This is a genomic window from Nocardia amamiensis, assembly GCF_015477605.1.
Taxonomy (GTDB): Bacteria; Actinomycetota; Actinomycetes; order Mycobacteriales; family Mycobacteriaceae; genus Nocardia; species Nocardia amamiensis_A.
This window is the reverse complement of sequence record NZ_JADLQX010000001.1, coordinates 132,607-156,154: the sequence shown is the minus strand read 5'-3', so window position 1 is coordinate 156,154 and position 23,548 is coordinate 132,607. Positions and strand designations below refer to the sequence as shown.

Genomic DNA, 23,548 nt, shown 5'->3' with positions numbered 1-23,548 from the left:
GTCCAATCATGGCCACGTATTTCGATCCGAAGTCCTGGTCGCCGTCACGGGCCGTCGATCTCGGCAAGCGGTTATTCGATCAATCCTGGCTGGAGCAGTGGGTCGCGCTGAGCAGCGCTTGGCTGGATCCGGTCGCCGATCTCGGCTCCGGAACCGTCACGGCGCTGCTGCCCGATGTGCTGATGACGATGCTCAGCGAGGGCATCCTGAGCCGGTTCGGCGGGCAAGAGGTCAGCGCGACGCTACTGGGTCACGACCTGCGGGCCACCTTGCAGGTGCTGAAGGTGCGCCGCCGCGGCGCGCACTTCCAGACCAAGACGGTGTTGTCGGAGCTGCGCTGGGATGACCATCCGATCGAGGCCGTGACCGTCATCGCACACGGCGTCCGCTTGATTCCGGGCGTGCCGACGAAGGTCCGCGCCGCGCAACTGGACCTGGACGGCACGGTCACCGCCGCGGCGCTGATCGGGTGGCTCAACACCCAGCCGCTGGGCTGGACCCTGGACCTGCACAAAACCGGTTTCATCCGGGCCCGGCACCGCCGACGAGCGGTCACCGCGCTGGTCGAAGCGTCCGTCACGGACAATCGGCTGGACATCACCGTGCGCAGGGCGAGCTGGTTCGGCATTCCGATCCCGCGCGGGCTGATCGGCGTCCCGGCCGTGCTGCTGGAGCAACTCCCCAACGGCGCCCGGATCGCGTACGCCACCCGGGAGGGCGAGCTGATCCGGTTCCGCGTAGAGCTGCCCGCGGTCACCGGTTCGTTCGATCTCGCGCAGATTCGCTCCGCGATCCTGGCCGGCACCACGCTGATCGTCTTCTGACCCGGTCAGCTCTGCGTTTTCCACCACTCGAGCAGTGCCGACTCGGCTTCCTCGCGGGTGAGTGGTCCGCGGTCGAGGCGCAGCTCCTTCAGGTGCCGCCAGGCCCGGCCGACCTCGGGGCCGGGCGGCAGGCCGAGCAGCTCCATGATGGCGTTGCCGTCCAAGTCCGGGCGGACCTTGGCCAGGTCCTCCTGCTGCCGCAGGTGTTCGATCCGCACCTCGAGATCGTCATAGGTGGCACGCAGCGCGGCGGCCCTGCGCTTGTTGCGGGTGGTGCAGTCGGCGCGGACGAGTTTGTGCAGGCGGGGGAGCAGATCGCCGGCGTCGGTGACATAGCGCCGGACCGCCGAATCGGTCCACTGGCCTTTGCCGTAGCCGTGGAAGCGCAGGTGCAGGAACACCAGCCTGGCCACGTCTTCGGTGAACTGCTTCGGATACTTCAGCGCCCGCATCCGTTTGCGCACCATCTTCGCGCCCACCACCTCGTGGTGGTGGAAGCTGACGCCGCCGCCCGGCTCGTTGCGCTTGGTATCGGGCTTGCCGATGTCGTGCAGCAGCGCGGCCCAGCGCAGCACCAGGTCGGGGTCTCCTTCTTCCTGGTCGATGGCCTGCTCCAGCACGGTGAGCGAATGCCAGTAGACGTCCTTGTGCTGATGATGCTCGTCGATCTCCAGCTTCATCGCGGGGACCTCGGGCAGCACCCGCTGGGCCAGCCCGGTCTCGCACATGACGTTGATGCCGTCGATCGGGTGCGCACCCGCGATCAGCTTGTCCAGCTCGACGCGCACCCGCTCCGCGGTGATCCGGTCGATCTCTCCGGCCATCGCGGTGATCGCGGCCCGCACCCGCGGGTGCAGCTCGAAGCCGAGCTGGGAGACGAACCGTGCGGCGCGCAGCATGCGCAATGGGTCGTCGTTGAACGAATCCTCTGGAGCGGCTGGGGTATCGAGCAACCCGCCCAGCAGGGCATCCATCCCGCCGAGCGGATCGACGAACTCCAGCGCGCCGTCCGCGCCGATCCGGACCGCCATCGCGTTCACCGTGAAATCCCGGCGCACCAGGTCGTCCTCGAGCGAGTCGCCGAAGGTCACCTGCGGGTTGCGGGACACGCGGTCGTAGCTGTCCGCGCGGAACGTCGTGATCTCCAGTTGCTCGGCGCCTTTTGCCGCGCTGACCGTGCCGAACGCCAGGCCGCCGGTGTCCCACACATGGTCGGCCCAGCCCCGCACCATGTCCTGGACCACCTCAGGCCGCGCGTCGGTGGTGAAATCCAGGTCGGTCCCCAGCCTGCCGAGCACCGCGTCGCGCACACTGCCGCCGACCAGGTAGAGCTCGTGCCCCCCGGCAGCGAACATCTCGCCAAGCGGCGTCAGCACATCCGACAGCCTCCCCAGCGTCACCGCCGCGGCGGCCAGCAATCGGGTACGTCTATCCAGCGCAGCGTCCTCGGACTTGGGCGAAACCACGAATGAGCAGCTTACCGAGCGGCGACATCGAATATTACGGCGCAGGGCCACACGCATACCACCGTGACAGACCGTTCTCGGCACGCCTGCGGCTGGGCATCCGACAAGGTTCCGTGAACATCCAGGTTCTCGGTCACCGCCCACCGAACCACACCGGCCCAACCTCCGTTTCCGAGCGCAGCGAGACCGAGCATTGCCCGTTCGCCGGCCCGGCTCGCGTCCGAGTGGCCGACGCGCAAGCGACGCAGTCGCAAGCGGCGGTCGCTCGGACGCGAGCCTCACAGGGGCCGCGAACACGCAGCGCCGCAGGCGCTGCAAATCAAACACAGTAGGATTGCCAGGTGTCTCCGGCCGATCGTGCGAACAGTCGACGCCGCCAGTCTCGGCGCCGCGGTTCGGCCGCCAATGCCGCGAAACCGCGGATGCGCACGGTGCGGGAGACCTCGGCGGGCGGGCTCGTCGTCGACGGCCTGGACGGCCCGCGGGAGAACCGCAGCGCGGCCCTCATCGGCCGCACCGACCGTCGCGGGCGGCTACTGTGGTCGCTGCCCAAAGGACATATCGAAGAAGGGGAGACCGCGGAGCAAACCGCGATCCGGGAGGTCGCCGAGGAGACCGGCATCAATGGTGTGGTGGTCGCCGAACTCGGCAGCATCGATTACTGGTTCGTGACCGATGGTCGGCGGGTACACAAAACGGTGCATCATTATCTGCTGCGTTCGGTCGGTGGTGAACTGTCCGACGCCGACGTGGAAGTCACCCAGGTCGCGTGGGTTCCGTTGACCGAACTGGATTCTCGGCTGGCCTACGCCGATGAACGGCGACTGGCCGAGATGGCGAACAAGCTGATCGACCGGATGGAGACCGGCAAGCGATGACGCGTGGACTGTTCCGGATCTTCGTGGCGGTCCTGACCATCCTCGGCCCCGTGACTGCGCTGCCGCTGCTGGATGCGACGGCCGTGGCGCAGCCCACCGGATCCGGTACCTCATCGAATCCGAAGTTCCTGAAGCTTTCGCTGGATTCGGTGTCGCCGACAACGGTGACTACCGCCAGCGACTCGGTGCTCACCGTCTCGGGCACGGTCACGAACATCGGCGACCGCTGGGTGGACGACGTCAGCATCCGCATCCAGCGAGCGGCGGCGATCACCGCGCCGAGCGGGTTGCGCGCCACCTTGCGCCTCGACGAGGTCAATTACGACGTGAACGGCGAGTTCGAGGACGTCGCGCTCCGGCTCGATCCAGGGCAGCGCAAGCAGTTCACCCTGAGCATCCCGTTGCGCTCGGAGAGCGGCACGACGTCGTCGCTGCGCATCACCGAGCCGGGCGTCTATCCGCTCCTGCTGAACGTGAACGGCGAACCCGCCTACGGCACCCAGGCCAGGCTCGACGATGCCAGGTTCCTGCTACCGGTACTCGGAGTGCCGCCCGCCCCGAGCGAAGGCGGCACCGGCACCGCGGCCCCGGCGATATCCTCGCCCACCGACGCGCCCGTGGCGACGACCTTGCTCTGGCCGCTGGCCGACCGGCCGCGGCAGGTCGCGGGCCGACCCGGCAGCGTCGACGGCAAAGTCGAACTCACCGACGATGAACTGGCCGCTTCGCTCGGTAAGGGCGGCCGTCTCGATCAACTGCTTGCCGCGCTGGAGGGAGTACTCGGCGGGGGCGCCGGCCGGGACAGCACCCTGGCTTCGGCGGTATGCGTCGCCGTCGATCCCGATCTGCTGCTCACGGTGCGGTCGATGACCAGGGGCTATCGCGTGCTGGCGAGCCCGTCCGATCCCGACGGCGCGACCAGGGCGGGCGCGGGCGCCGAAAACGCGCAGATCTGGCTGGACCGGTTGCGCGCGCTGGCCGGGTCGATGTGCACCGTGGCGCTGCCGTTCGCACAGGTCGATCTCGCCACGCTGGCCGCGGTCAACGACCCGGCGCTGTCCGCGCGCGCGATCACCGAACCCGCCGACATCGTCGACTCGATCCTGTCCAGCCGCTCGGTGCGGGGTGTCAGCCTGCCGGATTCCGGAAGCATCGATGCCAGCGCGGGACTCCTGTTGCGCAACCATGGTTTCGGGACCGCCGTGCTCGCCTCGACTGCCACTATTGCGCAAGGCACCGCGGATTGGGCGCAGTCGACCAGCGAAAGCGGTAGGACAACGGCCGATGCGAACTCGGTTTCCTCGATCGCGGACTCGGCAAGCCCGGAAGTGGTCCGGCTGCCCGCGATCACCGCGTTGCCACCGGCCGCGTCGCCGCCGGCGGCGACGGCCAACGGAACTCCGCCGGCCGCGCCCGCTCCAGCCACCGACCCAGCGCTGCACGCGGTGACCTTCGACATCTGGTCCGCGACCGCCCTGGCCGCGGTCGGCTCCAACCCACCCACGCCGCCGTTCACCCCACCCCGGGTCCGCTACGACGTCACCAACGATTCGCGTGCGGCGCGATTGCAGGACGCGCTCGGCGCGATCTCCTGGACCGCGCTCAATCGGGAGGCGAACCGGCCACGCTCACTGTTGCTCGTGCCGCCGCAGCAGTGGGGCCCGAACCGGGACGAAGCGAGCGCGCTGTTGCGCCAAGTCGACACGCTGCTGCACGGCAACCTCGCCACCGCGCGCCCATTCCATGACTTGGTGGCCCTTCCGCCGGACCCGCAGCCCTACGAGCTGGACTATCTGCCCCAGGCCGCGCAGGACGCGGTGCCGGACCGTTTCGTGCAGCCGGTGCGCGACCAGGGTCGCCGGATCAGTGAGATGATGCGCGCGTTGGTGGACGTGCCGGAGGCCGAGCCGACACCGCACGCTTTCCTGACGCCGCTGCGAGACGACCTGATCCGCACGCTGAGCCTGTCCGACCGGCGCGCGGGCGGCGCCGCGCAACCGGACACCTTCGCCCAGCGCAGGCTGGACCAGACCATCCGGACGATGGACCGGCTCTACCGCTCGGTCACCGTGCTGCCGCCGGGCGGGGTGTACACGCTCGCGTCCGAGCAGAGTCCGTTGCTGCTGGTCGCACGCAACGATCTGCCGGTAGCCATCCGGGTCAGGTTCCGGATCGAGGCGCCGGCGGAGACGACGATCACCGATCCCGGCGAGCAGCAGCTGCCTGCGAACGGGTCCCGATCGTTCCAGATTCCCACCGAGGTCAGCGACAGCCGCAACCTGGTCATCCCGATCTCACTGACGACAGCGGAGGGGATCGCGCTCGGCAATCCCACGCAAGTCTCGGTGCGTTCGAACGCCTACGGTCAGGCCTTGGCGATAATTACCGGATGCGCCGGACTCCTGCTGCTCTTGCTGGCCGGCCGCCGTTTGTGGCGCCGGTTCCGCGGGCAGCCCGACCCGGCGGACGAGGGCTTCGATCCGGGCACCAGGCGCCGGGTCAACCGGTACCGGCGCGCACGCAGCCGGATGCTGCGGGAGCAGGAGCAGCTCCAGGAGACCCGGTGAGGGATCCTGCGGCGACGAACTCTCGCAAACCGCTTCTACCTGCACCAATGTGGTATCCCCCGGTGTCGTGTGGCACGGTGGAGGACAATCGGAGTGTTCCCGTGCCGGTCCTGGCCGGTGGGGCGCGATGGGCAGAACGTTCACCGATCACGGTGAACCGGTGTGGCGAGCCGCGGCGCACCACACCGATGGGGGTGCGGATATCCCGGCTGGTACAGGAGGCATGATGAGCGACGATGACATATCGGCTCATCGCCCTGGACCAGGTGACCGGCTCGACGGCCCACCGGCGCGCCGAGCGCCGGCCGCACCGTGGGAACGCCGGTCGCCGCATCCCGAGGCTGATCCCGACATGAACGGCGGCCAGAATGGCGGCCAGCCGGAGGCGCCGCAGATCAGTCATCCTTCGGCCGCGCCACAACCACGGCCAAGTCAGCGCATGCCACCACCGCCGCCGCCCGCACCCCAGCCGCGACCGCAGCGACCGCCCGTTCCGCCGCCGCCGCCGCGCTCTGACCGGGGGCCGCACCCGGGTCAACGGCAATACCCCGCGCCGCCTCCGGGCCCCGGACAGCCGCCCGGTTCCGCACAAGTGTCCGGTTTCGCACAACGGCCCGGCCCGGGACAACCGGCCGGTCCCGCCGAGCAACGACGCCCGGTGCCGCCTGGTCCCGCACGTCCAGGGCCTGGTCAGTCCGGTCCGCTCCCGACGGGTACGCCGAGGCCCGCACCGCCGGCTCCGCCCGCCATGCCGCGATCACCGCAATCGGGCGCGATTCCGGCGACGCCGCGTCCGCCGCAGTCGGGTCCGATCCCGGCCGCGCCGCGCCCACCCCGATCCGGACCGATCCCGGCCGCCTCGCCCGAGCCCGGCCGAGTGCCACCGCCTCGCTACGGGCCACAGCAGCCGCAGCAGCAGTTCCCGCAACCGCCGCGGCAGCGGCCGCCCACGCCGGTCCGGCACGAACCCGCCGAGCCGGATCGCCCCCGGACCAGGGAATGGCCGGCCGCCGCTACCGCGGCGCCGCCGAAGGACGAGGGCTCGACGCAGAGTTCGAGTTCCCGCCTGCTCAGCGACTCGGGATCGATCGCGTTCGCGACGCTGATCAGCCGCATCACCGGGTTCGGCAAACAGCTCCTGCTGCTGACCGTGCTCGGCCCGGCCATCGCCAGCGCATTCACCGTCGCCAGCCAGATCCCGAACATGATCGCGGAGTTGGTGCTCGGCGCAGTGCTCACCGCCATCGTGGTGCCGACGCTGGTGCGCGCGGAGCAGGAGGACCCCGATCGCGGGGCCGCCTTCGTCCGGCGGCTGGTGACCGCGGCTTTCGTGGTCCTGGCCACCGCCGCCCTGCTGGCTACGGCGGCGGCGCCGGTGCTGACCACGCACGTCTTCCTGTCCGACGACGGCCAGGTCAACACCGCGCTCACGACGGCGCTGGCCTTCCTGCTGCTGCCTGCGATCCTGTTCTACGGCATGTCGGCGCTGCTCACGGCGATCTTGAACACCAGGCAGATGTTCAAGCCCGGCGCATGGGCGCCCGTGCTGAACAATCTGGTCGTGCTGGCCGTGCTCGGCCTGTACGTGTTGATGCCAGGTGAGATCACCCTGGATCCGGTCCGGATGAGCGATCCCAAGCTGCTCGTGCTCGGTGTCGGCGTGCTCAGCGGCGTAGTAGTTCAGGCGGTCACCTTGATTCCGGCGATCCGCAGGGCGGGCATCGACCTGCGTCCGCTCTGGGGGGTCGACGCCCGGCTCAAGCAGTTCGGCGGCATGGGCGCCGCCATCGTCCTGTACGTGCTGATCAGCCAGGCGGGCTTCGTTTTCGCCACGCGGATCTCCTCGCATGCCGACGCGGCCGGCCCGGCGATCTACAACAACGCATGGCTGCTGCTGCAACTGCCCTATGGCGTGCTCGGTGTCACGGTGCTCACGGCGATCATGCCGCGGCTGAGCCGCAACGCCGCGGCCGACGACACGCCAGCGGTGGTGGATGATCTCTCCGCGGCCACCCGTCTGACCATGATCGCCCTGGTCCCGGTGGTCACCTTCCTCACTCTGGCCGGCCCGCAGGTCGGTCAGGCACTGTACGGCTACGGCAACTTCGGCTCCGACGCCGAGCGCCTCGGCCTCGCGGTCAGCTGGTCGGCGTTCGCACTGATCCCGTACTCCCTCGTGCTGATCCACCTGCGCGTGTTCTACGCCAGGGAGCAGGCGTGGATTCCGACCTGGATCATTCTCGGCATCACCGCCGCGAAGATCGTCTTCTCGGCGCTGGCCCCGATGGTCACCGACGCCGAACACGTGGTGATCGCGCTCGGCGTCGCGAACGGCCTCGGCTTCGCGGTCGGCGCCGTGGTCGGCGGCTTCCTGCTGCACCGCAGCCTGGGCGATCTCCGGATGAGCAACGTCGGCCGCACAGTGACCCGGGTGGTGCTGGCGTCACTCGCAGGCGGCGCGGTGATGTGGATCGTGGATCGGGTACTCGGGCTGAACCGGCTGACCGCGGCCTTCGACGGTCCCGGCTCGCTGGTCCGGGTGGCGATCACCGCGGTCGTCATGTTCGCGGTGGCCTTCGGCCTGATGCGCCTCGCCGGGATTCCGGAGATCGTCGCCATCACGGTGGCCGTCTCGCGGCGGCTCGGCTGGACCCCGCCCGCGCCGGAACTCGATCTGGAGAGCCCGGTCGAAGACCCCTACGTCACGCAGGTGCTCCGCAGGCCCGACCCGTATCTGGCCTACCCGCGCTTCGACCCGTACATGGATGCTCAGACCATGGTGCTGCCCGTGATCAGACCGGAAGCTGTTGACCGCACCGGCGTGGGTGAGTTCCCGTACCCTGTTCGGCAGAGAAGCACAAGTGGCGAATTCGCCGGAACCTCGACATACCAGGGCGAAGGAGGACCGAGGGTGAGCGACGACGCGGTGGGCGGCGTCCCGGCCGCCGATTCTTCTGCGACCACGGCCGGCGGACTGTCCACCGATGTACCGCCGACCGCGGGGGAGCCGTTGGATCCCGCGTACGCGAACAAGGAGCCGGGCAAGGCTGCGCCGGATCCGGGCGCGGCGAGACCGCAGGAGAATCAGCTGCCGCCGCGCGATCCGATGTACGACACCGGGATGATCCCCATCGGCTCGCCGGAGATGCCGCCGATGGGTGGGGAGAACCTCGGCGCTCGGCGCATTCCGCGCGGTCCCAAGCTGATCCCGGGCGCGTCGGTGGCCGGTGGCCGCTACCGGCTGCTGGCCGGCCACGGCGGTGCGCGCGGCCTGAAGTTCTGGCAGGCGCTGGACATCAAGCTCGACCGTGAGGTCGCGTTGACTTTCGTCGACGCCGACCAGAAGGCGACCGACAACTCCGGCCACGACGGCCCGCAGGCGATCCTGTCCCGCACGCTGCGTCTCGGCCGGATCAATTCGCCGGGCCTCGCCCGGGTTCTGGACGTGGTGCGTGGCAGCTCCGGCGGCATCGTGGTCGCGGAATGGACGCCGGGCCGCTCCCTGCGCGAGATGGCCGAGACGGTGCCCTCGCCGATCGGTGCGGCACGCGCCATCCGTGCACTCGCGTCGGCGGCCGAGTTGGCCCACCGCGGCGGTGGGTCGCTGTCCATCGATCATCCGGACCGGGTCCGCATCAGCGCGTCCGGTGACGCGGTGCTGGCCTTCCCGGGCACGCTGTCCGATTCGGACGCGCAGTCCGACGTGCGCGGTCTCGGCGCGATGCTCTATGCGCTGATCACCGCTCGCTGGCCGATCCGCTCCGGCGGCGTCACCGGCGCCGCCGCCACGGTGGGCGGCTTGCGGCTGGCCGACTTCGGACCGGACGGCACCCCCATCGAGCCGCGGCAGATCCGCCCCGAAGTGCCGTTCGAGATCTCCGCGGTCGCCGTGCGCTCACTGGAGGCCAACAAGGGCGTGCGCACCGCCGCCACGGTCCAGCACGTGCTCGAGCAGGCGTCGGTGGTCGACCAGAAGACCGATTTCATCCCGGTGCTCCGACTCGGTCAGCGCGCACCCGCGAACATCGACGACTCGCTCGCCGATCCGGAACTGCTCGCGGCGGAACGGGAACGCTCGCAGCGCATGATGTGGATCATGGTCGGCCTCGGCATCCTCGCCGCGCTCGTGGTCGGCATCGTCATCTGGTGGATGGTCAGTGTGTTCGCACCGGGCGCCTCGGACGCACCGCTGAACGAACAACGCAATATCGGGCTGACCACCAACAGCCAGCCCGCGCCGACTCCCGCGGCGGCCGGACCCAACCTCACATCGACCGGCGTGCCGGTCCCCGTGACCGGTGTGACGGTGTTCTCTCCGGAGGGCACCCCCGACGGCGTCGCCAACGTCCAAGCGGTGCTGGACAACGACCCGGACACCCAGTGGCGCACGGATCAGTACTTCCAGCAGTTCCCGGCGCTCAAGAAGGGCGTCGGGCTGCTGGCGACGCTGCCCACCCCAGCCAAGCTCACGAACGTCTCGATCAATTCGCCCAGCGCGGGCACGTCGGTGGAGATTCGCACGTCGCCCACCGGCTCGCCGACCCTCGATCAGACACAGCTGATCGGTTCCGCCCGGCTGGATGACGGCGTCACCGACATCCCGGTGCGGGCCGACCAAGCCGCCCGCTATGTGCTCGTCTGGATCACCGGACTGGGGAACTCCGGCGGTCAGTTCCAAAGCGCGATCGCCGACATTCGTTTCGACGCAGCGCCTTAGCCCCGCTTCCACGCGGACTTCCGCGGCACGTGTTCGCTGGTGCGACCATCCGCCAGCACACGCTGGAAACGTCACGCGTTTCTTCGATTTCCGCCCGATCCCTTGGTTGCTGCCAAATCGTGCCGGGCGATATGATCTTCGAGCGCTCTCAGCAGGGGAGCTTCCCGGGTTCTGGTGCTTTCGATCCCGGATGCTGCGAAATTCTCGGCGATGGTCAACAGTGCCCGTTGCCGCCGTGAGCGCTGTCCAAGGGGTTGGCATTGTCGTCCGAATTGAACGAGGGGTCAGGCGACCACATCGAGGTCGCCGTGCGGCCGCCGCGTCCGGTGGCGTACCGCGAGCGCTCGTTCATCCCCGACGAGTACACCGATGTCGAACTGCTGCGGGCGCACGTCCGTGGCCAGCGGCATGCGTTCGCGGAGCTGCTGCGCAGGCATAACGATCATCTCTGGCAGACCGCGTTGCGCACCTCCTACACCCGTGAGGACGCGGCGGATTCGCTGCAGGACGCGTTGTTGTCGGCGCATCGCACCGCCGGGTCGTTTCGCGGTGAGGCCGAGGTCCGCAGCTGGTTGCATGCGATCGTGGTGAACGCGTGTCTGGATCGGATCCGGCGCAACAAGACCAAGCGCACGTTCTCGTTCACACCGGAGACCATGCCCGAACCGAAGGACGACCGTGATGCGATGGCCGAGCTGGAGACGTCGATGGTGATCGATCGGGCCTTGTTCTCGCTGCCGCCGGAGCAGCGCACCGCGTTGGTGGCGGTGGATGTGGAGGGGTATAGCGTGGCCGAGGCGGCCGCGTTGCTGGGGGTGGCGGAGGGCACGATCAAAAGCCGCTGTGCCCGGGCGCGGCAGCGGTTGCAGCAGCGACTGGAATTTCTGCGTGATCCGGGGAACCGGAGGTAGCCGGGATGCGTCATTAACAGTGATGAACCACGAAGCGATGTAGGGGCAGCTCCCATCGGCGAGGGGATTGCCACGATGGCAGAGGCGAACAACGGAGGTGTGATGGCGACCGGGGTGCCGCGGCCTGCGTTCACGGCCGAGTTGCTCGCTGACCTGCACGCCGACAACGTGGCGCCGGAGCAGCGTGCGCAGTTGTGGCCCGCAGTCGCGCACGACCCACAGGCGCTGCGTTACCTGCGGTCACTCGACGAGGTCAGCGCCGAGCTCTGTGCCCTGGGCCGCGACGAGCGCATCATCCACGCCATGCCCGCCGATGTCGCCGCCCGGCTCACCCAGTTCGTCGACGACTTGGACTCGCCCGAGGGCCCGACTGCGCGGGACGCCGTGATCCATTCGCTACGGTCGGTGCCGACAGACGAATCCGACGAGAAATCAACGGCTTCGGAATCCGCGCTTGCACAACCGATGGCTGAGCACCGCCGCGGCAGGGTGCGCTGGTTAGCGGCGGCAGCCGCGGCGATCCTCGCCGTCGCCGGTGTGGGCGGCGTCGTCTCGACCCTGCGCGGCGGTGACGGCACTGCGCCATCCACCGCTCAACCCAGCACTGGAAACGACGACGCCGGCGAGGAACTCACTGCCGCCGTCGCACTCACCGCCCTAGGCCGCCACAGCGTCACCGGCTCGCTCGCCAACCCGGCCGCCCTGGATCGCTGTGTCCGAGCCAACGGGCTCGATCGGACCGTCCTCGGCTCCACCGACATCACCTTCCAGGGTGGCAACGCGGTCCTCATCCTGCTGAGCGGTCCGCGTCCCCCCACGATCACCGCGCTTGTCGTCGGGACCAATTGCGGCACAGGCGATCCGCAACGCAGGGCAGTGCAGGACATCGGCTGACACAGCGAGATCGGGCACACGCACGGTGTGACCCGGACAACACGGGAACAACAGCCATTACCCTGTTGTTGACCGACACGTCCCTGTCGTCGACCGACACGTCCACTGCAACTCCCCGGAAGGGCCCCATGAGCGTTCGCGACCTGATCATCATCGGCTCCGGACCTGCCGGCTATACGGCCGCTGTGTACGCGGGCCGGGCCGAGCTCGAGCCGCTGCTGTTCGAGGGGACCCAGTTCGGCGGTGCGCTGATGACCACCACCGAGGTGGAGAACTTCCCCGGCTTCCGCGACGGCATCATGGGTCCGGATCTCATGGAGGAGATGCGCGAGCAGGCCAAGCGGTTCGGCGCGGAAATCCGCACCGAGGACGTCGACGCGCTGGACCTCACCGGTCCGATCAAGAAGGTCACCGTCGGCGAGGATGTCTACGAGGCCTATGCCGTGATCCTCGCCATGGGTTCGGCCGCGCGGTACCTGAACGTCCCGGGTGAGCAGCGGTTGCTCGGACGCGGTGTCAGCGCCTGCGCTACCTGCGACGGCTTCTTCTTCAAGGGCCAGGACATCGTCGTGGTCGGCGGCGGCGACTCCGCGATGGAGGAGGCCACCTTCCTGACCAAGTTCGCCTCCAGCGTCACCATCGTGCACCGCCGCGAGGAGTTCCGCGCCTCCCGCATCATGCTGGAGCGTGCGAAGGCGAACGAAAAGATCAAGTTCGTGCTCAATGCCGAGGTGATCGAGGTGCACGGTGAGAACAGCGTCACACACCTGACGCTGCGCGACACCCGCACCGGCGAGACCTCCGAACTGCAAGCTACCGGCCTGTTCGTCGCGATCGGCCACGACCCGCGCAGCGAGCTGGTAAAGGGCCAGGTCACGCTGGACGACGAGGGATACGTGCTGGTGCAGCACCCGACCACCGCAACCGATATCGCGGGTGTCTTCGCCGCGGGCGATCTCGTCGATCACACCTACCGCCAGGCGATCACCGCCGCGGGCACCGGCTGCCGAGCGGCCATCGACGCCGAACGCTGGCTGGCCGAGCAGGGCGATATCACCGCGAACACCCTCGAGCACGCGGGCGAGTCGGTCACCGTCCCCGCCAACTGATCTTCCGTCTCGCCATATTCCAAGGAGAAATTCATGTCCGAGTCCGCCAACACGGTCACCGTCACCGACGCGTCCTTCGCCGACGACGTGCTGCTCAGTGAGAAGCCCGTCCTCGTCGATTTCTGGGCCGACTGGTGCGGGCCGTGCAAAATGGTCGCCCCCGTCCTGGAGGAGATCGCCGGCACGCACGCGGACAAGCTGACCATCGCGAAACTGGACGTGGACGCCAACCCGAGCACCGCCCGCGATTATCAGATCCTCTCGCTGCCCACTATGATGCTGTTCCGCGGCGGTAAGCCGGTCAAGCAGATCGTCGGAGCGAAGGGCAAAGCGGCTCTTTTGCGCGAACTCGAAGACGTCATCTGACGACGCGAAACGATAACGCGCCGTAGGATGCCTGGACCCGGGAAAGTCGCAACCCGGTCCGGGTCTGAGACAATCGACCGACGCTTCGGTCGTGCGAAGGTGTATCCCATCGCATGAGTGGGTACCCGCGGGTTGACGGAAGGAAAGGGCTCTCACGCATGCACCGACTTCGTCACGGCGATTCCGGTCCAGCCGTAGCAGAGGTTCGGAGCACCCTGGCAAGTCTCGGGTTCCTACATGCGCACGTCGGTACCGATCACTCGGACGCGCGCGAGTATTGGAAAGACGCCGACGTCTCCTTCGACCATCATCTCGACTCCGCGGTCCGTGCCTTCCAGCAGCACCGCGGGCTGCTCGTCGACGGTGTGGTCGGACCGGCGACCTATCGGGCGCTGAAGGAGGCGTCTTACCGGCTCGGCGCGCGCACGTTGATCTATCAGCTGTCGGCACCGCTCTACGGCGACGACGTGGCCACCCTTCAGCGCAGGCTGCAGGACCTCGGTTTCTACGTGCACCGTGTAGACGGCTATTTCGGGCCGCACACGCATGACGCGCTGACGGCCTTCCAGCGTGAGATCGGGTTGTCGGCGGACGGCATCTGCGGTCCCGACACACTTCGCTCGCTGGACCTGCTCGGCGCGAGGGTAACCGGAGGCAATCCGCATCGCATCGCCGAGGAAGAAGTGGTGCACCGGGCGGGCCCGCAGCTGACCGGCAAACGGATCGTCATCGATCCGGGGCTCGGCGGTCCGGACAAGGGCTGCGCGGTGGCCACCGAGTACGGCGATGTCTACGAATCGGAGATCCTGTGGGACCTGGCGAGTCGCCTGGAGGGCAGGATGGCCGCCACCGGCATGGAGACCTTCCTGTCGCGCCCGTGGGGGGCCAACCCGACCGACGCCCAGCGCGCCGATACCTCGAACGCCTTCGACGCCGATCTGATGATCTCGCTGCGCTGCGCCACCAACCCGAGTCCGCTCGCGAACGGCGTCGCCGGGTTCTACTTCGGCAACTCGCACGGCTCGGTATCGATGATCGGGCAGGTGCTGGCCGGTTTCATCCAGCGGGAAGTCGTCGCACGAACGTCGTTGCAGGACTGCCGGACCCATGCGCGAACCTGGGATCTGTTGCGTCTCACCAAGATGCCGACCGTGCAGGTCGACATCGGTTACCTGACAAATGAATACGACGCCTCGGTGCTCACCAACCCGCGCATGCGGGACGTGATCGCGGAAGCGATCCTGATCTCGGTGAAGCGGCTATATCTGCTCGGTCAGGACGATCAGCCCACCGGCACTTACACTTTCGCCGAATTGCTGGCCGAGGAGCTGGCAGCGGCGGACCGGATGTAGCTCGCTTGCCCTGAAACCAGAAGCGCCCCCTGTCCTTTCGGAGCGACAGGGGGCGCTTCGATATTCCGGCTCAGCGCGCCCCGATGCGTGTCGGTACGGTCATCGAAGCCGCCGCGAGCAGCTGGTCCAGCGCCCGTTCGACGTCTTCCTTCCAGCCGTGATCCGAGTCCAGCTCCAACCGCAACCGCGGAAACCGGTGGTGCGGGGCGACGACCTCGAAACCGACTTCCTCCAGGAAGTCGGCGTCGATCATGCAGGTCTCCGGCGAGCATTCGGTGGTCGCCCCGGACACTCTGCCACCATTGATCGGTGCGACGATCCGCTCCATCAGCGTCATCGAGCCGAAGCGCTCCGACAGCGCCTGCGTGGACGGATCGGTGCGGATGCCGAACGCCTCCAGCGCGCGCACGCCGCGGCGCACCAGATCCGACACCACCGCCTGAATCAATTGATGGGCGATATCGGCATCGTGATACGGAAATTCGGCCCGCAGCGTGGTCAGCAGGATCGCGTCCGGGCTCACCGGAGACGTGGGGAACAGGGTGGCCCGCGGTACCGCGCTAGGCGGGGCGTACAGGGCGCAGCCGGCGATGTTGCCATCGACGTTCGCCACCTGTCCGCAGGAACCCCACTCCAGCATGACCGTGGACAGCCAGGCTTCCTTCTCGAAGACCGGATCGCTGAAATTGCGTGAGTCCTCGGCCACCGCGGGATCGATCTCCCAGAAAACACAGCGCCGCGCATGCGCGGGAAGCTTTTCCAGTCCGCCGAGGGTAAGTGCTGTGACGCTGGTCGACACCGCTCTGCTCAGCCTCCAGCTGTCCGATTCATCCACGCTCACGCCTCCACCTCGGTGGCGCTCGCCTCCGGCGTACGCGTTGCGCGCTGTGACATGGCTCGCTCGCCGCGCTCACTCACGTCGCATCAATATTTGCTCGCCAGCAAGAATAAGCGATCAAAGGGAACCCGCCTCATTCCATGTCGCTGTGCTGTTGGTCAGAAGAACTTGTGCTGCTCTGCCGCGGAGCAGCACGCGCTCCGAGGCCGCGCGGAGCCATGCCGTCACAGTGACGTTTCGGCCGGAGACCCGCACCTATGGAAATCACAAGTTAAATTTCGTCACTTCTGTCACGCATCAGGGGTGTTCTGCTCCATCAGGGCGACGATCCGCTCGAGGTCTTCGATCGACCCGAACTCGACGACGATCTTGCCTTTGCGCTTGCCCAGACTCACGGTGACCCGGGTGTCGAACGAGCCGGACAGCCGATCGGCCACGTCTTGCAGACCCGGCATGTGGATCGGCTTCCGCCGGGCAACCGGTGAGGGCGCCGCGGCGTCCGGATCTCGGTTCGCCAGCGTGACGGCTTCCTCGGTAGCCCGGACCGAGAGTCCCTCGGCGACGATACGGGCGGCGAGCACCTCTTGGGCGTCCGCACCCGCTTCGAGACCGAGCAGTGCCCGCGCGTGCCCGGCGGACAGTACGCCCGCCGCGACCCGTCGCTGCACCGGGATCGGCAACTTCAGTAGACGGATCATATTCGTCACGACGGGGCGGGAGCGGCCGATTCGGGCAGCCAATTCCTCGTGGGTGACGTCGAATTCCTCCAGCAGTTGCTGATAGGCCGCCGCCTCTTCGAGCGGATTCAGCTGTACCCGGTGGATGTTCTCCAAGAGCGCGTCACGCAGCATCGCCTCGTCCGCGGTTTCGCGGACGATCGCGGGAATGGCGGCCAGACCAGCCTCCTGGCATGCCCGCCAGCGTCGCTCGCCCATGACGAGCTGATAGCGGTCCACACCTGGCTCCGGTCGGCGCACCACGATCGGTTGCATCAGGCCGAACTCGCGGATCGAATGCACCAGCTCGGCCAGCGCGTCTTCTTCGAAGACGGTGCGTGGCTGCTTCGGGTTCGGCTCGATCTGATCCGGCGGGATCTCCCGGTAGATCGCGCCGCCGACCGCGAGATCGGCATTGTCCTCGGTGGGGTCGGGGACCCGGTGCAGGTAGGTCGCGGTCGGCTGCGGCCCGATCGGATCGAGACCGATGACGCTCGCAGCGGAGCCGTTGAGCCCCGGCGTGCCCGCCGGTGCCGTGGGGATCAGCGCGGCGAGACCGCGCCCGAGTCCACCCTTCTTCGCCTGACTCATCGGTCTACCGACCCCTTCCTCGTTCCGCCACCAACCGGACTTCGCCCGAGCATCGACTCGGCCGGCCGAGTCACTCCGCCGACTTCGTCGCGGTAGCGCGCGGCACCATCGCGCGGGCTGCCATCTCGCGTCCGGCATCCAGGTAGCTCATCGCACCCCGGGAGCCTGGATCATAATCGAGCACTGTCATTCCGTAGCCCGGCGCCTCCGACACTTTCACACTGCGCGGAATCACCGAGCGCAGTACGACATCGCCGAAGTGACCACGGACCTCCTCGGCGACCTGATCGGCCAGCTTCGTGCGGCCGTCGTACATCGTGAGAATTACGGTCGAGACATGGAGTTCCGGATTCAGATGCGCCTGCACCAACCCGATATTGCGGAGTAGCTGCCCGACGCCTTCCAGCGCGTAGTACTCGCACTGAATGGGAATCAGCACCTCCTTCGCAGCGACCAGAGCGTTGACTGTCAGCAGGCCCAGGGAAGGCGGGCAGTCGATCATCACATAGTCGATGTCGTACCCCGCGATATTCGCCTCCTGGATGGCGGATTTCAGCCGACCTTCCCTGGCAACCATCGAGACGAGTTCGATCTCAGCGCCGGCCAAGTCGATGGTCGCCGGGATGCAGAGCAGACGTTCACTGTGCGGGCTGGTTTGGATAGCGTCCTTGACCGACACCTCGCCGATCAGCAACTCGTAGGTGGACGGGACGCCGGAATGATGCTCGATCCCCAGGGCGGTACTGGCATTGCCCTGCGGATCCAGATCGATCACGAGAACGGTCATCCCCTGATGCGCCAGGGCGGCCGCCAGATTCACCGCGGTGGTCGTCTTTCCGACGCCGCCTTTCTGATTGGCGATCGTGATGATGCGTTGCTCATGCGGTTTCGGCACAGTCGCCTTTCCTGGATGGAGGACCTGACTTGCGCGTTGGGCTTCCGCGGCTATCGGGGTCTCGCTCGGCGAGATGTGCCCGAACGGTGTGCTTCCGAACGCCTCCGCGTCAAAGTTGCTGGAGTCCAGCATCCCCGGCACGCGCGACGTCGTTTCCCGTGAAACATTCGCCGGACCGCTCGACATAGACAGCTCCTAACCCGAGAAACTTCAGAACACGTGCGCGCGACGCACAGGTCGACGTCGTGTTGTAACAGCCTGTTGTCGGATCGAACACGATGCACAACCGGGTTCGCGGCGCCCGATCGACCGAGCGGAGCTCTCGCCGCTGTGACAACCAGATCCTCCGTGGCACCTACGCTCACGCCCGACGGACACTAGCTTGCCAGCACTCAGCGCGATAGGAAAGCTGAATCGCGGCGACGCGCACAGCGACACGCATATCCGCACGGTTTCACGCCGCCATGTCCGTTGTTTCACATGAAACATCGTCCTACGGGCCGGACCGGTCCGAGTAGGTAGCAAGTGCAGGCCATCGCCAACAACCGCGTCGCTCAGTGCATCCCTCGCGCCATGATCGAAGTCGGTTCAAGTCGTTCGGTTCACGCCCCCACGCGTGTTCGATTGAAGCCATGTTTCACATGAATCATGCGGAGCGCGTGCGCCAGTCCCGGACCAATCTCGATGGCACCGGCCATCCCCGGACGTGGATCCAAGAGGCGCGACTGCCCTTGCGAACGGGGTCAACTCCGTCACGCACCACCGCGTCCAATCTCAATGAGGCCTCCCTCGGCGTACGCCAGGAGTTCCGCGCGGCCACATGGTGGATATCGACACCGGTCCGGACTTCCTCGACTTCGCCGCTGCCCAGACTCTGGACACCGCCCCCTCCTGGGATCGGTGCTGCCGCCGTCACTGCCGCGAATCGACTTGGATTCACGTGAAACATTGCCAGGCGCTCGTCGGCGTATCCGGCACCAGCTGATTGAAATTCGTGAACCGACACAGCGGCGAGAACGACTACGAATGCGAGTGATCGCCTGAGGTGCGACGCACTCGGGAACATCCGTCGCCGCTCACAGGGAAGCAGTCGATTGACAGTCAAGCGGCTCAGTTCCGTCAGCGTGACGAAATAGACCAACCCCGGGGCATTCGTATCCCCAAATCCGCTATCGAGCGCGCTGGATCGCGGGGCTTAAGGTAGGGGATCGACCGCGCGCGGCCGGCTCTCGCGACGACGAACGCTTACTTGGCTTTTCGAGCCGCACGCTTGGCGCGGCCGCGCTCCATCGCACCGCCACGAACCGCCTTCGCGCCCGCGCGTTCGGCGCGCCGCCGGGACGTGCGCTCGGCGCGGGGGAGTCGTTCGGCGCTGATCACCATCGTCGGCGTGGACACCAATCCGGCACCGCACGCGAGCACGACCGCATTACCGGCGCCGGCCTTCGCCAACGCCTCGCCGTCGCGTTCGAGTTCTTCCGCCGCGCTGGCTCCCTTCAGCGCGAGCATGTGCCCGTGGTCGCGGAGGAGGGGAAGCGACCACTGCGCCAGTTTGCCGAGCGGAGCAACCGCGCGGGACGTGACGACATCCGCGCCGCCGGCTTCCTTCATCACGCCCGACTGTTCCGCACGCCCCCGGACCACGGTCACGTCCAATCCGACCGCTTCGATGAACTCGCTGAGGAAGATGGTGCGGCGCAGGAGCGGTTCCACCAACGTGATCCGTAGGTCTGGCCGCGCGATCGCAAGCGGAATCCCGGGGAGTCCGGCACCGCTGCCGATGTCGACCACGGACGCCCCCTCGGCGATCAACTCGCCGAGCACCGCGCAATTCAGGATGTGGCGATCCCAGAGCCGGGGCACCTCGCGTGGACCGATCAGCCCGCGCTCCACGCCTACGGTTGCGAGCGCCGCGCAATATCGCTGCGCGAGATCGAGTCGGTCGCCGAAGACGGTCGCCGCCGACGCAGGTGGCTCCAGCTCCGCGGGCACCGCGGTGGTTCCACCGAGATCTCGTTCCACGTGAAACATCCTTCCGAACTCGAGTCGATCAACGAGCGAGCAGTCGGGCGCCGGACACGAATAAGGCCCCCGGTCCGAAGACCAGAGGCCCTATCCAACCACTACCCAGCCGGCCGCGGAACACGCGGCTGCCTCGCCTCAGGCGGGAACGACCACCACATGGCGGTTCGGCTCGACACCTTCGCTTTCGCTGTTGACGCCCTCCACCGCGGCCACCGCGTCATGCACGATCTTGCGCTCGAACGGTGTCATGGGCGCCAGCGACTCCGGCGCACCCGACTCCAGCACCCGCTGCGCGGCCGCCGTACCGAGCTCGCTCAGCTCAGACCTCCTCTTGGCCCGCCAACCGGCCACATCCAGCATCAGCCGGCTCCGCACACCCGTCGCCTGCTGAACAGCAAGGCGGGTCAATTCCTGCAAGGCGTCGAGCACTTCACCGTTGCGTCCGACGAGCTTCGTCAGATCGCGGCCACCGTCGATGCTCACGACGGCGCGGTCGCCTTCCACGTCGAGATCAATGTCACCGTCGAAGTCGAGGACGTCGAGCAACTGTTCGAGATAATCGCCAGCGATCTCGCCTTCTTCGATGAGCGCTTCCTCGGCGTCGTTCTCGACCTCGCCGGCATCGGAACCGGCGTTCACCATCGTCGTCGCCACTGTGGCGTCCCCTCCGTCGGTCTCAACAGTCATTTGATTTCCTTCATCTGCTCATCGCGCGCGCCGAGCAATCGCCGCCGGGCGGTATTCGCGATCAAGGGGTTGCTCAGTGATAGAGATGGACCCATGGCCCACCGATTGCCGGGTCAGCGCCTACGCTTCTGGTTCGGCCTGCCCCGGTTCGGCGACCGCTTCTGGCCGCCCGTCCGGCGTTGGCTCGGGGCCTGCTTCGCCGGTTTGGCGGCGCCGTTCGTCGACGGGGCCGCGGCGGGCTCATCCGTCCCGGCGGCGTCAGCGGATGGCGTCGGCTTCTTCTTCACGCTGACCGGTTTGGCGCCCGGCTTCGGCGCGTTCTGCGCGCGCTGTTCCAGCTTCGCCTGCTTCTTGGCTTCCTCTTCCTTCTCCATACGGCCGAAGACGAGGTGCTGCTGCCCGTAAGTCCAAATGTTGTTGGAGACCCAGTACAGCAGGATGGCGATCGGCAGGAAAGGACCACCGACGAGCACGCCGAGCGGGAACACCCACAGTGCCAGCTTGTTCATCATCGCCGCCTGCGGGTTGGCCGCGGCTTCCGGTGTCTGCCGCGCGACCGAGGCGCGCGCGTTGAAGTGGGTCGCGAGACCGGCGATGACCATCAAGGGGATCGCGACGAGCGCGATGCTCAAGCGGCTCGGCACGCCACCGTAGTCGGCGAACGCCTGCAACTCGCTGACGGGCGTGGTGATGAAGGCCGAGATCGGCGCGCCGAAGATGCGGGCGCTCAGGAACGACTGGACGTCGGCGGCGCTGAAGACGTAGTTCGCGGTGTTCGCGTTCTGCTCGGGTGTCAGGCCGAGCTGGCCGAAGCCGTGCCCGGTCCGGTTGAACGACCGCAGCACGTGGAACAGCCCGAGGAAGACCGGCACCTGAGCGAGGACCGGCAGGCAGCCCATCAGCGGGTTGAAGCCGTTGTCCTTCTGCAGCTTCTGCATCTCGAGCGCCATCTTCTGGCGGTCGTTCTTGTACTTCTTCTGCAGCTCCTTGATCTGGGGCTGCAGCTCCTGCATCTGCTTGGTGGTGCGCACCTGTTTGACGAACGGCTTGTAGAGCACCAGTCGCAAGGTGAACACCAGGAACACCACGGCCAGTGCCCAGGTGAGACCGTTGTCCGCGCCGAACGCGAACCCGAAGACTCGATGCCAGAACCAGAGGATCCAGGACACCGGGTAATAAATGAAGTCGAGCACGGCTCTATGCACTCCCGTCGTTCGTGTCGCCGATCACCGCGTGCGGTGATCCTTTACAAGCGTTCGGCTGCGACGGCGGCTCGGCAGGCACGCTCGGTTCCTGCGACGCCACGTCGGCAGCTGCCTCGTCCACGGAGTCGGTGCGAAGGGTGCTCCGCTTCCGCTCCGGGACGGGGTCCCACCCACCAGGGTGCCAGGGTGCGCATTTGGCCAAGCGCACGACCGTCAGTACGAGCCCGATGAACAGGCCACGGGTGCGCAGGGCGGTAACCGCGTACTCGCTGCACGTCGGGGTGAACCGGCACACCGGCATGCGGGTGGGAGAGACGTAGGTCCGATACAGCTCGATCAGAAAGATCAGCGCGTTCGCGGGCAGTTTGGTGATCATCGCGGGCATGTTCATGTCGGACCGCCCGTCCGCGCTCCTGCCGCGGCGCCGGCGCCGAGCTTGCGCAGGGCGCCACGCAGCTGGCGGAGCAGGTCTTCCGAGGACGCCGTGGCGGCACCGGGAAGTACCCGGATCACGATGTCGGTTCCCGGCGCCACCTCGGCGAGCAGCTGGGCGCACATATGACGCAGGCGGCGGGCAACGCGATGTCGAATCACCGCGTTGCCCACCGCCTTGCTGACAATCAACCCGAAGCGCGGTCCACCCACGCGGACCAGCTTGTCGTCCGGGATCTGATCGTGTCGTTCATTCACGCCCACGACTCCGTCATACTCGCCTAGGAGCGCGTGCACGACCAGATCTCGCCTCCCGATTCGCTGGCCACGGCGCACCGTCCGGGAGAAGTCGGCACGATGATGCAACCGATACGGCTCAGGCAACACCCGAGCGTCCGAGAGCGAGGATCAGGCAGTAAGGGAAGCGCGGCCCTTGCGGCGACGCGCCGAGACGATGGCGCGACCCGCACGGGTGCGCATCCGGAGGCGGAAGCCGTGCACCCGCGCCCGACGACGGTTGTTCGGCTGGAACGTCCGCTTGCCCTTGGCCACGGTCAACACTCCTCGAGTAGGCGGGCACCAGGTAGCGCCCGAAGCTTGTCGGTGATACGTGTAGTGCGCGAATGAATCGCAGGTCTGGTCATCATCGGCGCGCGTCGGTCCTGGCGCACAGTCGGTCGATCACGACCTAAACGCGGTCAGCACAAGACCGCCACCGCACCAAGGGGTGACTGTACGAGGGTACTGATCGGTCCGGGGCGGGTCAAACTCGCCCCACACCCGCGCCCCGGAGCCCACGACCAGGCAGAATCGGTCGCGACGAGTCAGACGTCCTGGCAATGACGGTGAGTTCGTCCACACCCCTAGCCCGCGACGCGCTTCGGCCACTAGGGTACTTAGCCAAGTGATTGCTGCAGAACCGCAGGTCGCAGCGTTGTCAGCCTCGCGCGTGTGCGCCCCTCTCAGTTCCCCAGGGTTCTCCACATCTGTGGATAATTGTGTGGAAAGACCCCTGGAGTGGCATATTCGTAGAGCCGACGGTGCCACGCCGCTGCCCGGAGGGGGGACCCGGACA

General features: G+C 67.4%; 20 protein-coding genes. 10 read left to right on the top strand and 10 right to left on the bottom strand.

Annotated features, from left to right (window positions below; genetic code table 11):
* Window positions 1–8 precede the first annotated feature (8 nt).
* Window positions 9–824 carry a hypothetical protein gene (locus IU459_RS00715; protein WP_195127465.1) on the top strand — a complete coding sequence of 272 codons (816 nt, stop codon included), beginning with the start codon at window positions 9–11 and terminating at the stop codon, window positions 822–824.
* 5 nt (window positions 825–829) lie between these two features.
* On the opposite strand, the gene IU459_RS00710 is transcribed toward IU459_RS00715, so the two are convergent.
* Window positions 830–2,290, bottom strand: coding sequence for a CCA tRNA nucleotidyltransferase (locus tag IU459_RS00710; protein WP_324198688.1), 1,461 nt, complete (start codon window positions 2,288–2,290; stop codon window positions 830–832).
* Window positions 2,291–2,631: 341 nt separating this feature from the next.
* On the opposite strand from IU459_RS00710, the gene IU459_RS00705 reads away from it, so the two are divergent.
* The 8 genes from IU459_RS00705 to IU459_RS00670 all read left to right on the top strand — a co-directional run bounded on the left by IU459_RS00705 (window position 2,632) and on the right by IU459_RS00670 (window position 15,084).
* The gene (locus tag IU459_RS00705; RefSeq protein ID WP_040785115.1) at window positions 2,632–3,168 is read left to right on the top strand and encodes an NUDIX hydrolase; all 537 of its coding nucleotides are present in this window, start codon (window positions 2,632–2,634) and stop codon (window positions 3,166–3,168) included.
* Entirely contained in the window at window positions 3,165–5,735 is a 2,571-nt protein-coding gene (locus tag IU459_RS00700; RefSeq protein ID WP_195127464.1) for a DUF6049 family protein, read from the top strand. Before IU459_RS00705 ends, IU459_RS00700 begins: the two co-directional genes overlap by 4 nt.
* A gap of 877 nt (window positions 5,736–6,612) precedes the next feature.
* Window positions 6,613–10,452, top strand: coding sequence for a murein biosynthesis integral membrane protein MurJ (locus IU459_RS00695; protein ID WP_440446447.1), 3,840 nt, complete (start codon window positions 6,613–6,615; stop codon window positions 10,450–10,452).
* A 308-nt stretch (window positions 10,453–10,760) separates the two neighbouring features.
* Window positions 10,761–11,363: an RNA polymerase sigma factor SigM gene (gene sigM, locus IU459_RS00690; RefSeq protein WP_195127767.1), complete on the top strand. Its 603-nt coding sequence runs from the start codon at window positions 10,761–10,763 to the stop codon at window positions 11,361–11,363.
* A 75-nt stretch (window positions 11,364–11,438) separates the two neighbouring features.
* A complete protein-coding gene (locus IU459_RS00685; RefSeq protein WP_195127463.1) occupies window positions 11,439–12,257 on the top strand; it encodes a hypothetical protein in 819 nt (272 codons plus the stop codon).
* 128 nt (window positions 12,258–12,385) lie between these two features.
* The gene (gene trxB, locus IU459_RS00680; RefSeq protein ID WP_195127462.1) at window positions 12,386–13,366 is read left to right on the top strand and encodes a thioredoxin-disulfide reductase; all 981 of its coding nucleotides are present in this window, start codon (window positions 12,386–12,388) and stop codon (window positions 13,364–13,366) included.
* Window positions 13,367–13,399: 33 nt separating this feature from the next.
* Window positions 13,400–13,732 (top strand): thioredoxin, encoded by a 333-nt coding sequence (trxA, locus tag IU459_RS00675; protein WP_195127461.1) that lies wholly within the window; start codon window positions 13,400–13,402, stop codon window positions 13,730–13,732.
* A gap of 158 nt (window positions 13,733–13,890) precedes the next feature.
* A complete protein-coding gene (locus IU459_RS00670) occupies window positions 13,891–15,084 on the top strand; it encodes an N-acetylmuramoyl-L-alanine amidase (protein WP_195127460.1) in 1,194 nt (397 codons plus the stop codon).
* Window positions 15,085–15,154: 70 nt separating this feature from the next.
* On the opposite strand, the gene IU459_RS00665 is transcribed toward IU459_RS00670, so the two are convergent.
* From IU459_RS00665 to IU459_RS00655, 3 genes are all read right to left on the bottom strand, one after another.
* The gene (locus IU459_RS00665; protein WP_195127766.1) at window positions 15,155–15,883 is read right to left on the bottom strand and encodes a GNAT family N-acetyltransferase; all 729 of its coding nucleotides are present in this window, start codon (window positions 15,881–15,883) and stop codon (window positions 15,155–15,157) included.
* Window positions 15,884–16,212: 329 nt separating this feature from the next.
* On the bottom strand, window positions 16,213–17,229 hold the full coding sequence (locus tag IU459_RS00660; protein ID WP_195127459.1) for a ParB/RepB/Spo0J family partition protein: 1,017 nt from the start codon (window positions 17,227–17,229) through the stop codon (window positions 16,213–16,215).
* Window positions 17,230–17,299: 70 nt separating this feature from the next.
* Complete coding sequence (locus IU459_RS00655) at window positions 17,300–18,256, bottom strand: AAA family ATPase (protein WP_228837212.1); 957 nt, start codon at window positions 18,254–18,256, stop codon at window positions 17,300–17,302.
* Window positions 18,257–18,944: 688 nt separating this feature from the next.
* On the opposite strand from IU459_RS00655, the gene IU459_RS00650 reads away from it, so the two are divergent.
* Window positions 18,945–19,109, top strand: a complete 165-nt coding sequence (locus IU459_RS00650; RefSeq protein WP_195127457.1) for a hypothetical protein — start codon at window positions 18,945–18,947, stop codon at window positions 19,107–19,109.
* A gap of 260 nt (window positions 19,110–19,369) precedes the next feature.
* On the opposite strand, the gene rsmG is transcribed toward IU459_RS00650, so the two are convergent.
* The 6 genes from rsmG to rpmH all read right to left on the bottom strand — a co-directional run bounded on the left by rsmG (window position 19,370) and on the right by rpmH (window position 23,025).
* Entirely contained in the window at window positions 19,370–20,155 is a 786-nt protein-coding gene (rsmG, locus tag IU459_RS00645) for a 16S rRNA (guanine(527)-N(7))-methyltransferase RsmG (protein ID WP_195127456.1), read from the bottom strand.
* 129 nt (window positions 20,156–20,284) lie between these two features.
* Entirely contained in the window at window positions 20,285–20,791 is a 507-nt protein-coding gene (locus IU459_RS00640) for a Jag family protein (RefSeq protein ID WP_195127765.1), read from the bottom strand.
* A gap of 158 nt (window positions 20,792–20,949) precedes the next feature.
* Window positions 20,950–22,029, bottom strand: a complete 1,080-nt coding sequence (gene yidC / locus IU459_RS00635; protein WP_195127455.1) for a membrane protein insertase YidC — start codon at window positions 22,027–22,029, stop codon at window positions 20,950–20,952.
* Between the two features lie 4 nt (window positions 22,030–22,033).
* Entirely contained in the window at window positions 22,034–22,432 is a 399-nt protein-coding gene (gene yidD / locus IU459_RS00630) for a membrane protein insertion efficiency factor YidD (protein ID WP_195127454.1), read from the bottom strand.
* Complete coding sequence (gene rnpA / locus IU459_RS00625) at window positions 22,429–22,860, bottom strand: ribonuclease P protein component (protein ID WP_195127453.1); 432 nt, start codon at window positions 22,858–22,860, stop codon at window positions 22,429–22,431. Before rnpA ends, yidD begins: the two co-directional genes overlap by 4 nt.
* A 21-nt stretch (window positions 22,861–22,881) precedes the next feature.
* The gene (gene rpmH / locus IU459_RS00620; RefSeq protein WP_006550910.1) at window positions 22,882–23,025 is read right to left on the bottom strand and encodes a 50S ribosomal protein L34; all 144 of its coding nucleotides are present in this window, start codon (window positions 23,023–23,025) and stop codon (window positions 22,882–22,884) included.
* Between the last annotated feature and the right edge of the window lie 523 nt (window positions 23,026–23,548).

Coding starts and splice junctions, on each gene's coding strand:
- yidD (WP_195127454.1), bottom strand. CDS start 22,432: ATGAACATGCCCGCGATGATCACCAAACTGCCCGCGAACGCGCTGATC.
- IU459_RS00700 (WP_195127464.1), top strand. CDS start 3,165: ATGACGCGTGGACTGTTCCGGATCTTCGTGGCGGTCCTGACCATCCTC.
- IU459_RS00640 (WP_195127765.1), bottom strand. CDS start 20,791: ATGGTGAACGCCGGTTCCGATGCCGGCGAGGTCGAGAACGACGCCGAG.
- IU459_RS00715 (WP_195127465.1), top strand. CDS start 9: ATGGCCACGTATTTCGATCCGAAGTCCTGGTCGCCGTCACGGGCCGTC.
- trxA (WP_195127461.1), top strand. CDS start 13,400: ATGTCCGAGTCCGCCAACACGGTCACCGTCACCGACGCGTCCTTCGCC.
- trxB (WP_195127462.1), top strand. CDS start 12,386: ATGAGCGTTCGCGACCTGATCATCATCGGCTCCGGACCTGCCGGCTAT.
- IU459_RS00660 (WP_195127459.1), bottom strand. CDS start 17,229: ATGAGTCAGGCGAAGAAGGGTGGACTCGGGCGCGGTCTCGCCGCGCTG.
- IU459_RS00670 (WP_195127460.1), top strand. CDS start 13,891: ATGCACCGACTTCGTCACGGCGATTCCGGTCCAGCCGTAGCAGAGGTT.
- IU459_RS00650 (WP_195127457.1), top strand. CDS start 18,945: ATGGTGGATATCGACACCGGTCCGGACTTCCTCGACTTCGCCGCTGCC.
- rsmG (WP_195127456.1), bottom strand. CDS start 20,155: ATGTTTCACGTGGAACGAGATCTCGGTGGAACCACCGCGGTGCCCGCG.
- IU459_RS00655 (WP_228837212.1), bottom strand. CDS start 18,256: ATGCTGGACTCCAGCAACTTTGACGCGGAGGCGTTCGGAAGCACACCG.
- IU459_RS00685 (WP_195127463.1), top strand. CDS start 11,439: ATGGCAGAGGCGAACAACGGAGGTGTGATGGCGACCGGGGTGCCGCGG.